We start from the raw sequence: 12,496 nt of genomic DNA on the forward strand, positions 1-12,496 counted from the left end.
TTAATATAGTTTGTTGCTGTAATACTTTTCTAATTTTTTGATTTTTGGATCTATGATCACTTGGCAATATCCTTGGTTCCTATGGTCATTATAGTAGTTGATGTGTTCTTCTTCTGCAAGATAAAAAGGTTTGGCCTCTGACAATGCTGTTACTATTGGACGATCGAAAATATTATTGAGATCAAGTTCCCTGATAAACTGCTCGGCAATTAATCTCTGGTTTTCATTTTGATAAAAAATCTCACTCCTATATTGGGTACCTACATCGTTTCCCTGACGGTTTAAGGTTGTGGGATCGTGCGTGGCAAAAAATACCTCTAATAACGTTTGATAGTCAATCTCCCCAGGATCATAAATAATCTTTATCCCTTCCGCATGTCCCGTTCGGCCGGTACAAATTTCCCTGTAGGCTGGATTTTTAATATTGCCTCCAGTATAACCCGGGATTACTTCCTTTACCCCCCTTAACCGTTGAAAAACAGCTTCGGTGCACCAGAAACATCCACCTGCCAGGATTGCGATATCGTAATTGGATTCATTCATATTTAAATGTTTATCATTTTTAGATAAACGTTGAACAAATTTATTCATTTATTTCTTCTATCCCCCAAATTAAATGATAAATCGTTCTTAATTTTTAAAACTAGTTCATCTACACCATCTCTAAGTCGTTCTTAATCCCGCTTCCTTTCCTATATTTAAAACATTATTGGGTATCTAACAGCAAGCCATTATTTTGTATTCTTGGGCTTTATGATTACTTTCAACCCCTCAAAATAAACTCATGATCAAGGCTACCAATATCCAAAAATATTATGGCGAACTCCAAGTGCTAAAAGGGGTTGACCTGCATATAAAAAAGGGAGAAGTTGTTTCCATCGTTGGGGCTTCGGGTGCAGGAAAAACAACCTTGTTGCAAATATTGGGCACTCTGGATAACCAGACCAATAAAAAGGACAGTGAGTTGCTTATTAATCAGACCAGTGTAACCACATTAAACGACAAGGCTTTGGCCAAATTCAGAAATGAGCACATTGGTTTTATTTTTCAATTCCATCAACTGCTTCCAGAATTTACCGCTTTGGAAAATGTGTGCATCCCTGCTTTCATAAAAAAAACGCCTAAAGACCAAGCTGAAATAAGGGCTAAGGAATTATTGGATTTTTTGGGCCTATCCCATAGATATCACCATAAACCAAGTGAACTGTCAGGAGGTGAACAACAACGGGTAGCTGTTGCCAGGGCCTTGGTAAACAACCCTTCCATAATCTTCGCAGATGAACCCAGTGGTAATTTGGATTCTGAGAGTGCTGACAACCTACATCAGCTTTTCTTTAAATTAAGGGAGCAGTTCGGACAAACCTTTGTCATAGTGACCCACAACGAAGAACTGGCGGAGATGGCCGATAGAAAATTGGTTATGGTAGACGGACTCATTACCACCTAGGGATGCTTTACAACGTTTGGAAATTTTTAAAAAATCCCAAATACCTAGAGTATAAAACTGCCCAAAGCAGGTACAAGAAAGTCATGTTCTTTTCGCTCTTGAAATGGATGCTCTTACTGGCATTCTCCATAGCAATATTCAATGGTGCACTGGCCGAAATATTGAATTTGGAATTTGGTGAACATGCCACAGAAAAGTTATTTTCCCAATATTCAATTTGGATCATCTTTCTTTTGGTAAGTATTGCTGCCCCATGCCTTGAAGAATTCTTATTTAGGGGACCCTTGGTTTTTTTCAAGAACAGTCCTTATTTCAAACATGCCTTTTACACTTCCATCCTACTGTTCGGCTTGGTCCATATTTTTAATTTTAAAGGAGACTTAGCGCTCTTTTATTTTGCCCCATTGCTTATTGCTCCCCAGCTTATGGCAGGTGTCTTCCTTGGATATATTAGAGTGAAATTGGGACTTAGGTGGTCTATTCTGTTACATGCCACTTTTAATACCGTATTATTGGGACCGGTACTGATGCTCAAAATTTTAAATATCCCCTTGGAATGAAAAAAAGTGACCTAAAAGAATTTTTGGATGCCAAGGTAATTCAATACAACCTTCCTGAATTTTTGGAAAGTGATCCTATACAAATTCCACATCTCTTCGATCGCAAAGAGGATATCGAAATCAGTGGATTTCTGACAGCCACGATTGCCTGGGGAAACCGAAAAAGTATTATAGCCAATGCCCATAAATTAATGGAGCTCATGGATCACTCCCCATATGATTTTATCATGAATCATACTGAAGAAGATTTGGGAAAATTAAGGCCCTTCGTTCACAGAACTTTCAATGGTGAAGACCTGGAACATTTTGTAAAAAGCTTAAAACATATCTATCAAAACCGCGGGGGCATTGAGGGTATTTTCACTACTGGTTCGGACAAGGATACCATACAACCTGCCATTTCTAGGTTTAAGGAAATATTCTTTGAAATTCCACATCCCAAACGAACCACCAAGCACATTTCAGATCCTTTGAAAGGGTCGGCCGCCAAACGGATCAACATGTATTTACGTTGGATGGTAAGGGACAATTCTACCGGAGTGGATTTTGGTTTATGGAAGGAAATTCCTTCGGCCATACTTTCCTGTCCGTTGGACGTACATTCGGGCAATGTTGCAAGAAAATTAGGCCTTTTAAAACGGAAACAAAACGATGCCAAGGCTTTGGCCGAGCTGGATAAAAGCCTACGGAAACTAGATCCAAATGATCCCGTAAAATATGATTTTGCACTATTTGGCCTAGGTGTTTTTGAAAAGTTTTAAACGAGATTGAACGATTTTGGGGTACACCTTTTATTTAATATTTGGTTGCAACAATGAGATCAGGGGAACTTCAAATCTCTTAAAATTTACGATAGTTTTAACACTTTGCCCTCCCACTGCCTGATGTCATTCTCTAATAAATAATTAAATTTAGAGAATTCAATAATCACTAAAACTATGATGAAAAAAACTACACTCTCCCTCATTGCTATTACCTTCACCTTCCTACTCTCAATGGCCCAAGACAGAACACTGCCTATCGATACCACGGTAGTTTCACAACACAGTGTTACTGTTAACGGGACATCGTTCAGTTATACGGCAAAAATAGGTACCCAGCCTGTTTGGGATGAAATGGGAAAACCAATAGCCGCACTCCATTACACCTATTACACCAGAAACAATGTTAAAAGTACAGAAGAAAGACCGTTGGTCATTTCATTTAATGGTGGTCCCGGTTCTGGATCTGTCTGGATGCATTTGGCCTACACAGGTCCTAGAATACTTAAAATAGATGATGAGGGGTATCCGGTACAGCCATATGGTGTTAAGGAGAATCCTTATTCCATATTGGATGTTGCGGATATTGTTTATGTAAACCCTGCCAATACAGGCTATTCCAGGACCATTCCTGTAAGCGGCAAAGAAGTGGATAGATCCAAGTTCTTTGGTATCAATGCCGACATCAATTATTTGGCAGAGTGGCTGAATACCTTTGTAACCCGAAATAACAGATGGCGTTCCCCAAAATATATCATTGGCGAAAGCTATGGTGGAACCCGCGTAGCAGGACTGGCCTTGGAACTACAGAACAGGCAATGGATGTATCTCAATGGGGTAATCATGGTTTCCCCAGCGGACTATAAAGTAATACGTGTGGGCGGCCCTGTTTCAGATGCCCTGAACTTACCCTATTTTACTGCTGCCGCATGGTATCAAAAAGCCTTGGACCCTACTTTACAACAGAAAGACCTATTGGATATTTTACCGGAATCCGAAAATTATACCCTGAACACCCTTATTCCAGCCTTGGCCAAAGGTGGATTTATTTCGGATTCTGAAAAAATGGAGGTTGCAAAAAAGATGTCCTACTACTCAGGACTTACAGAGAAAGAAATATTGGAGCACAATCTGATAATCCCCACCAGCTATTTTTGGAAAGCTTTATTAAGGGATAAGAGTGGATATACGATAGGTCGTTTGGATTCCCGATATTTGGGGCTGGACAAACAATTGGCTGGCGATTCCCCCGATTACAATTCGGAGATTACCTCATGGCTTCACTCATTTACTCCGGCCATTAATTATTACCTGCAGGAAGAATTGAAATTCAAAACGGACATTAAATATAATATGTTCGGACCTGTGCACCCATGGGACAACAATGATGATGAGACAAGGGACAATTTAAGGCAGGCCATGGCCCAAAACCCATATTTGAAGGTAATGTTCCAGTCGGGCTACTACGACGGAGCAACTACTTACTTCAATGCCAAATATACCATGTGGCAGATAGATCCCAGTGGACGAATGAAAGATCGTTTTAGTTTCAAGGGATACAGAAGTGGACATATGATGTACCTCAGAAAAGAGGATTTGCAGAATGCCAACAACGATATAAGGGAATTTATCCTAAATTCAGGTAGTAAGGGAACTTCTGCCAAATATTAAAACACAATTTGTGACAGCCCATTGATATGGGCTGTCACTTTTTTAAAGCCTTGGATACATCTTTTCAATTTTACCTGGAATGCTCAAATGTACCTACACAATTCATAAAAAACCGGATCATCTTGTTATGAAAATAACTGGATCCTATCACTATCAAGACTTTATCCAGATGCCGGAGATTATATGGCATGAGTGCCAATCACAGGGAATCTTTAAGATGCTCATCAGAGGAGAAGATCTGAAAGAAACCAATGCTCCTACCATCGACCGCTTTTTTATTGGCGAAAAAATCGCAGAGGTTTTACGTTCCAAAGTTAAATTGGCCGTGGTGTGGCCACCAGACCACATGACAAAACTTACCGAGAGCGTGGCAGTGAATAGGGCCGCTTATATGCAAATGTTTGTAGAACCCAATGACGCCAAGAAGTGGTTACTGGACAAAAAAGCCATTGAACCAGGGGAATTGTTCAAATAAACTACCTTCTATACTGCCATATCCGGCATCAATGCACAGTTACAAGGATCTATTTTGGACATTTCCTTCGCCTATGGGCATTTATTACTATGATCCAAATTTTTATTGGGATCAATTGCAGCCACTTTCATTTTTTTCAATTAGATTTCAAGAGAATGATGAATCCTTTTTTTTGTCTTACTATTGAACACTACTAAAAAATTTCATGTGAATATTTTTAACAGGGAAACAATTCTTGGCGGTTTAAATGATACCGAAAATTGGGATGTAATTATCATAGGTGGTGGTGCTACAGGATTGGGCATAGCCTTGGACAGCGCAACCAGGGGATACAAAACCATACTCTTGGAGCAAGTAGATTTTGCGAAGGGAACATCCAGCAGGAGCACAAAGTTGGTACATGGTGGCGTTCGATATCTAGCTCAGGGGCACATAGGCCTAGTCCGGGAGGCATTATTTGAACGAGGCTTAATGCTCAAGAATGCTGCACACCTCGTGACTAACCAATCCTTCGTTATTCCAAATTATCGATGGTGGGGAGGTTTCTTTTACACCACTGGATTAAAAATTTATGATCTTTTAGCAGGTAAACTGAGTATGGGAAAATCTTTCCATATCAGCAGAAAAGAGACCATAGAAAGATTGGAAACCTTGAAAACAGTACATCTAAAGGGAGGAGTCGTATATAACGACGGTCAATTCGATGATTCCAGATTGGCAATCAATATTGCCCAAAGTGCCATTGAAAACGGAGCTACACTTTTAAATCATTTCCAAGTCCAAAAATTAACCAAAGATGACCATGGCCAGATTAATGGGGTTATTGCCCAGGATAGGGAATCTGGTATTACCCACACCCTACGGGGCAAGGCCATTATCAACGCCACAGGAGTATTCACAGACGAAATCCTTAAAATGGATAACGCAGCGGCAAAAAATATGGTTCGTCCCAGCCAAGGGATACATTTGGTTTTGGACAATTCTTTTTTACCTGGAAAGGATGCCATTATGATACCAAAAACAGATGATGGTAGAGTTTTGTTCTTGGTACCGTGGCATGATAAAGTTGTTGTTGGGACCACAGATACTATCTTGGACAGCCATAGTTTGGAACCCGTGGCACTGGAGGAAGAAATTGATTTTATTTTATCCACTACCAATAGATATTTGTCCAAAGAAGTAAAAAGATCAGATGTGTTAAGCATATATGCAGGTTTAAGACCATTGGCGGCACCTAAAGATAAATCTGAAAAAACCAAGGAAATATCGCGAAGTCACAAAATAATCGTAGCTAATTCCGGACTTATTACAATCACTGGAGGCAAATGGACTACCTATCGGAGAATGGCGCAGGATACCTTGAACAAGGTCATAGCCCTAGGCAAACTGGAACATAGAAAATGTAAGACCATAGGGCTTCGTATACATGGATCGACAGAAAATATTGACCGAAATGACCATCTATATATCTATGGAACGGATAGTCAGGGCATAAAGAACCTAATACAAAAGGACACGACACTGGGTGAAAAATTACATCCCAAATTGGAATTTTTAAAGGCGGAAGTGGTTTGGGCCGTGAGAAATGAAATGGCCAGAACCTTGGAGGATGTTTTGGCCAGACGGGTTAGGGCACTTTTTCTTGATGCCAGAGCAGCCGTGGAAATGGCTCCGACGGTTGCGGATATTATGGCCAAAGAGCTCAACAGATCAACGGAATGGAAAAATGCTCAAATTACAGCGTTCAAAAGCATTGCGAAAAACTATATCTTGTAGCATAAGCAAGAACATATTGTTTTTGAGGTTACATTTTGATCAAATCTTTTATAAATTTAGAGGATGGACCAATATATTATTGCGCTAGACCAAGGAACTACTAGTTCCAGAGCTGTGATTTTCAATAAGGCCGGAAACATAGTTTCTTCTGCCCAAAAGGAGTTTACCCAATATTTCCCAAAACCTGGATGGGTAGAACATGACCCACTGGAAATTTGGTCTACTCAAGCAGGGATCGCCGCTGAGGCTCTTGTAAAAAAAGGGTTGAACGGTTCCAATATTGCTGCCATTGGTATTACAAACCAAAGGGAGACGGTCGTGGTCTGGGATAGAAAGTCGGGAGAACCTATCTACAATGCCATTGTGTGGCAGGATAAGCGGACAGCCCAGTATTGTGATCATTTGAAAGCACAGGGCAAATCTGAACTGATCAGGGAAAAAACAGGATTGGTCATCGATTCCTATTTTTCCGCTACCAAGGTAAAATGGATTTTGGACCATGTTGAAGGCGCACGCCAAAAAGCAGAGGCCGGAGATCTGATATTGGGCACCATAGATACTTGGCTTATTTGGAAAATGACCTTGGGTGAAAAGCATATCACAGATGTTACCAACGCAAGCAGAACCTTACTTTTCAATATCAATACCATGGCTTGGGATGATGAGTTGTTGGCACTTTTCAATATTCCGAAAAGTATGCTGCCCCAAGTAAAACAATCCAGTGAACTCTATGGTCATACCTCGGGAACCATAATCGCGGGCAAAATACCGATTGCCGGTATTGCTGGGGACCAACAAGCCGCATTGTTTGGCCAAATGTGCACCAAAGCAGGAATGGTTAAAAACACATACGGCACCGGTTGTTTTATGCTTATGAATATTGGCGAAAAGCCTATAGTCTCCAAGAATAATTTATTGACCACAGTAGCCTGGAAAATAAATGGAAAGACCACATATGCCCTTGAGGGGAGTGTCTTTGTTGCAGGGGCCGTGGTGCAATGGCTCAGGGACGGTCTTAAAATAATAAAATCATCTTCCGATATTGAAGCACTAGCCAGTTCCGTCCGCAGTACGGAGGGTGTATACTTTGTACCCGCCTTTGCAGGTTTGGGGGCCCCCTATTGGAACCAAAAGGCTCAGGGCACCCTTTTTGGGATAACAAGGGGCACCACAGATGCCCATGTGGCCAGAGCTGCCATTGAATCCATCGCATATCAAACCATGGATATCCTCAAAGCTATGGAGGCCGATGCAAGATTGACCATCAAGGAACTAAGGGTAGACGGTGGGGCTACGGTAAACAATACTTTGATGCAATTTCAATCGGATGTTTTGAACACCACCACTATTAGGCCCAAGGTCATTGAGACCACGGTCATGGGAGCTGCCTATTTAGCTGGTCTGGCCGTTGGATATTGGGATAGTATGGAAGAAATACAAGAGATCTGGCAGACCGATGTGCACTTCACCCCTACTGTGGAACGTGATGAGATTGAACAAGGCATTAAAGGATGGTACAAGGCCGTCGAAGCATTGCAATTTTGGGCAAAATAAATGTACCAACCAAACTAATATATTATGACTCCCTTTTTAGCTGAAATTATTGGTACTGGCCTGCTTATTTTATTGGGCTGTGGTGTTGTGGCCAATGTGGTATTGAGCAAGACTGCCGGAAATAATAGTGGCTGGATTGTAATTACTACGGGTTGGGCCCTAGCAGTTTATATTGGCGTAGTTGTAGCTGCCCCATACAGTGGAGCCCATTTAAATCCTGCTGTAAGTATAGGGCTTGCCTTCGCGGGAAAATTTCAATGGGAATCTGTTCCCTTATTTATTCTGGCCCAATTCATAGGTGCCATGATTGGTTCTTTTCTTGTTTGGGCCGTGTATAGAACCCATTTCAAGGCAACAGATAATGGGGCTGCCAAAAAAGCGGTCTTCTGCACCTCTCCTGCCATTAGGCATTATCCAACAAACCTTATCAGTGAAATTGTAGGGACTTTTGTATTGATATTCACCATTTTGTATTTCACGGACGCCACCATTACAGATACCAAAACCGTGGTTGGTTTGGGGTCTGTTGGGGCCATACCCGTAGCCTTTTTGGTATGGGCCATCGGCTTGTCACTGGGTGGAACCACTGGATATGCCATCAATCCGGCCCGGGATTTGGGACCGAGAATTGTTCATGCCCTACTGCCCATCAAAAACAAGATGGGCAACGATTGGAAGTATGCATTAATCCCGATACTCGGACCAATAATCGGTGCCATGTTGGCTGCAGGGTTATTTCTTCTTTTCTCATCCATGTAAACCGCTTTATTTTAATCCTAAAATCAATCTGACAAAGTCTATTGGATGAGATAATATAAAAGGTTGTTAATATACTTGATTAACAGTATCTATTTGATACTTTTGCCGTCATTATGATAAGTAAAAAAGAACTCATATTACCGGAATTGGCCCATGCCCTTTATGACTATTTTATAGCCCTAGGATTTTCGGAGAATTTGGCCAAATATGCCAATATGTTGGCTCTACTTATTTCGATGCTAGCGATCATTAGCATCGTGGATTTTGTTATCAGAAAAATATTGATCCAGGCCTTTACGGCATTCGCAAAGAAAACAACCACCACCTTTGACGATTTTTTGGTAACGAACAAGGTTCCGAGGAATGTTGCCCATATTGTTCCCCTGTTCATAGCTATCGAATTTATCCCCATTGTTCTGGTAGATTTCGATAATGCGGAAAAATTGGCGCAGAAAGGTCTACATATTTTCAGTATCATCTTGATCTTATGGATCGTAAGAAGCTTGTTGAACACCCTCAAGAGTTATTTTAAGACCCTGCCCCATTTACGGGACAAACCTATAGACAGCTATATTCAGGTATTTATGATTTTTGCCTGGGTGATTGGCATAACTTCTGCTGTGGCCCTAATTACAGGGTTTCCTTTTATTCAATTTATAACAACATTAGGGGCCGCTTCGGCTGTGGTCATCCTGATTTTTAAGGATACCATTCTGGGTTTTGTTGCCAGCATTCAGGTGTCCATCAATGATATGGTCCGGATTGGCGATTGGATCACCTTTGAAAAGTACGGTGCCGATGGAGACGTTACCGAAATTAATTTGGCTACCGTAAAGGTCAAGAATTTTGATAACACCACAACTACGATCCCTACATACGCACTAATAAGCGACTCGTTCAAAAACTGGAGGAGTATGGTGAATTCTGATGGAAGAAGGATCAAAAGGGCCCTGTTGATCAAACAAAAAAGCATTAAATACCTTAGCAAGGAAGATATTCAGAGGCTAAAGGGGATAGAGCTTATTTCAGCGTATTTGGATAGAAGGGAAAATGATATTGACAACTATAATACTACCAACAATATCAATAAAGAAATAGCCATAAACGGAAGAAACTTGACCAATATTGGGGTTTTTAGAAAGTATGTGGAAAGTTACGTGTCCAACCATTCTGCCATCAACAAAGATATGATGCTCATGGCCAGGCACCTGGCACCAACACCCCAAGGTATACCTTTGGAGATTTACGCTTTTAGCGCCGATAGAAGATGGGAGAATTATGAGCATATCATGGCAGATATATTTGACCATATACTTGCAGCCGTTCCTTATTTTGATCTGGAAATATTTGAGTACGACAATTCGGTTTACAATCCAAATATGCCTTGATAACACAGCTAGAAAAGAATCATATTTTCTTGTTAAAGCGCTTCATTAAAAAGGTATCGTCGTTTATCTTTACCTCCAAAAAATTGCGCCTTTTTGTTCGAGTTTTTAAAATGGAAACAACCCATTGAGATAAGGCAACGAATTGGCATGCTTATTATTTTTCGAAAATGGAACAGATCAATAGAATTGAAAAGGAAATCGACGGTTTAAGAAAACAATTGGCCAACCATCAATTGTATACCAGGTTATCAGAGGTAAATGATATTAAAATTTTCATGCAACATCATGTTTTTGCAGTTTGGGATTTTATGTCATTATTGAAGGCGCTCCAAATCAATTTAACGTGCACAACGGTTCCTTGGACTCCTAGACCAAATGCAACCTTGGCAAGATTTATTAACGAGATTGTACACGGGGAAGAAAGTGATATCAATGAACTTGGGGAGCCAAAAAGCCATTTTGATATGTATTTGGACGCTATGGATCAGATCAGTGCAAAAACAGCTCAGATCGATCATTTCATTGAGCTCATAAATAGCAACCATGACGTTTCAAAAGCATGTGAAAAAGTACATTTGGAAAGCGCAGTTAAGGATTTTGTTCAGTTCACCTTTGACATAATTGCAACGGGCAAGCCCCATCTGATAGCTTCGGCATTTACTTTTGGTAGGGAAGACTTGATTCCAGATATGTTTATTGAAATAATTAAGAATGAAGAAAAAGGGGGTGCCTCCAAATCATACAGCAAACTTTCCTATTATTTGAAAAGACATGTAGAAATTGATGGAGATGAGCACGGGCCATTATCCTTAAAAATGATCTCTGAATTATGTGGGGATGACCAGAATAAATGGGATGAAACCTTAGAGGTTGCCTTACAAGCCTTGGATCAAAGAATTAGATTATGGGATTTCATTGCTAACCAAATTGAATCCAAAAAACTGCAGCTGCAGAACTAATTCCCAAAGGGAAAAGCAAGATGCTGAAAATGGCGCCAGATAAAATTTACGATATGAAAGATTTTAGGACAACAAATATTTTATTACTGGTCATTGTGGTGCCCTTGGTATTCTACCTACTCAAAATATTATCCTTTATTTTTATTCCGCTGGTCTCATCCATGTTCATCGCATTGTTATTCTTGCCATTAATGCGGGGCATGAACAAAAGAAAGGTTCCCAAACCTATCAGTATTTTGGTCATAGTTTTCATTATAGCCTGTTTTTTTAAAATTGGGGGAGAACTGATACAGCTTACCAGCAACGAAATTTTATCTACCGATCAATCATTTTTAGAGCAGGCAGAGGCAAAATTGAACGTTATTATCGGTGATTTGGAAAAATCGTTGGGCATGGAATTGGTAGAGGGAGACGATGTGTATGGGCAACTGCTGAACAAGGACAATGTCATGTCCAATTTTGTGCCGACCCTTAGCTTCATTGGAAGTACCCTTACCATGTTGTTGATGACAGTTTTTTTCGCAGTTTTGTGGTTATCAGAATCCATCAACGTCCAAAAAGTATTGAATTCCACCATCATCAAACAAAAGCATTCCTCTGTTAAAGCATTCAGAAAAATAGAAAAGGATCTTATAAAATTTATTAAGGTCAAGTTCCTGGTAAGCTTTTTTACTGGGGTAGGAACTGGTCTGGCGTGCTATTTTTTTGATGTGAATTTTCCGATCTTTTGGGGATTATTTGCCTTTCTGATCAATTTTGTGCAGATGATAGGATCCTTTGCAACGGTCATATTCTTGAGCATTTTTGCTTTCGTCGGGATAGACTCAGTAAACGTTCTTTTGTTCTTTATCCTTTCAATCACCGGCGTACAAGTATTGTTAGGCTCTATTTTGGAGCCAATATTTATGGGGAAGTCGTTCTCCATCAATATCATAACAATTTTGGTGATGTTGATGCTATGGGGCTATATCTGGGGAGTGCCCGGACTAATTTTGGCCATACCTATTACCGTTTTTATAAAAATTATACTGGAACAATTTCCTGGGACCAGAATTATTGCCAAGATTATTTCCGGTGATGAAATAAAAGTGGGTTTGGGAATAAATTCTATTAGAAAGGTGTCTTAATTTTTTTGAATTGGTATTT

The 12,496-nt window shown here is 40.2% G+C and carries 12 protein-coding genes; 11 read left to right on the forward strand and 1 reads right to left on the reverse strand.

Annotated features, from left to right (window positions below):
• The gene (msrA, locus tag WAA86_RS04575; protein WP_337299803.1) at positions 1-543 is read right to left on the reverse strand and encodes a peptide-methionine (S)-S-oxide reductase MsrA; all 543 of its coding nucleotides are present in this window, start codon (positions 541-543) and stop codon (positions 1-3) included.
• Between the two features lie 241 nt (positions 544-784).
• Here msrA and WAA86_RS04580 point away from each other — a divergent pair, with 241 nt between their 5' ends.
• From WAA86_RS04580 to WAA86_RS04630, 11 genes are all read left to right on the forward strand, one after another.
• Positions 785-1,447 (forward strand): ABC transporter ATP-binding protein, encoded by a 663-nt coding sequence (locus tag WAA86_RS04580; protein WP_337299804.1) that lies wholly within the window; start codon positions 785-787, stop codon positions 1,445-1,447.
• Between the two features lie 2 nt (positions 1,448-1,449).
• Positions 1,450-2,007 carry a CPBP family intramembrane glutamic endopeptidase gene (locus WAA86_RS04585; protein ID WP_337299805.1) on the forward strand — a complete coding sequence of 186 codons (558 nt, stop codon included), beginning with the start codon at positions 1,450-1,452 and terminating at the stop codon, positions 2,005-2,007.
• Positions 2,004-2,768, forward strand: a complete 765-nt coding sequence (locus WAA86_RS04590) for a TIGR02757 family protein (RefSeq protein WP_337299806.1) — start codon at positions 2,004-2,006, stop codon at positions 2,766-2,768. Before WAA86_RS04585 ends, WAA86_RS04590 begins: the two co-directional genes overlap by 4 nt.
• Before the next feature lie 180 nt (positions 2,769-2,948).
• Positions 2,949-4,439, forward strand: a complete 1,491-nt coding sequence (locus tag WAA86_RS04595) for a S10 family peptidase (protein WP_337299975.1) — start codon at positions 2,949-2,951, stop codon at positions 4,437-4,439.
• 127 nt (positions 4,440-4,566) lie between these two features.
• Complete coding sequence (locus WAA86_RS04600) at positions 4,567-4,914, forward strand: hypothetical protein (protein WP_337299807.1); 348 nt, start codon at positions 4,567-4,569, stop codon at positions 4,912-4,914.
• Positions 4,915-5,121: 207 nt separating this feature from the next.
• Complete coding sequence (locus WAA86_RS04605) at positions 5,122-6,690, forward strand: glycerol-3-phosphate dehydrogenase/oxidase (protein WP_337299808.1); 1,569 nt, start codon at positions 5,122-5,124, stop codon at positions 6,688-6,690.
• Between the two features lie 63 nt (positions 6,691-6,753).
• Positions 6,754-8,244 carry a glycerol kinase GlpK gene (glpK, locus tag WAA86_RS04610; protein ID WP_337299809.1) on the forward strand — a complete coding sequence of 497 codons (1,491 nt, stop codon included), beginning with the start codon at positions 6,754-6,756 and terminating at the stop codon, positions 8,242-8,244.
• 24 nt (positions 8,245-8,268) lie between these two features.
• Positions 8,269-9,003 carry an MIP/aquaporin family protein gene (locus WAA86_RS04615; protein ID WP_337299810.1) on the forward strand — a complete coding sequence of 245 codons (735 nt, stop codon included), beginning with the start codon at positions 8,269-8,271 and terminating at the stop codon, positions 9,001-9,003.
• A 113-nt stretch (positions 9,004-9,116) separates the two neighbouring features.
• A complete protein-coding gene (locus WAA86_RS04620) occupies positions 9,117-10,391 on the forward strand; it encodes a mechanosensitive ion channel family protein (protein ID WP_337299811.1) in 1,275 nt (424 codons plus the stop codon).
• Positions 10,392-10,558: 167 nt separating this feature from the next.
• Complete coding sequence (locus tag WAA86_RS04625; RefSeq protein ID WP_337299812.1) at positions 10,559-11,350, forward strand: DUF3050 domain-containing protein; 792 nt, start codon at positions 10,559-10,561, stop codon at positions 11,348-11,350.
• A gap of 53 nt (positions 11,351-11,403) precedes the next feature.
• Positions 11,404-12,477 (forward strand): AI-2E family transporter, encoded by a 1,074-nt coding sequence (locus WAA86_RS04630; RefSeq protein WP_337299813.1) that lies wholly within the window; start codon positions 11,404-11,406, stop codon positions 12,475-12,477.
• Positions 12,478-12,496 lie beyond the last annotated feature (19 nt).

Origin of the sequence: Sediminicola sp. 1XM1-17, assembly GCF_037203765.1 — a bacterium.
Classification (GTDB): Bacteria; Bacteroidota; Bacteroidia; order Flavobacteriales; family Flavobacteriaceae; genus Sediminicola.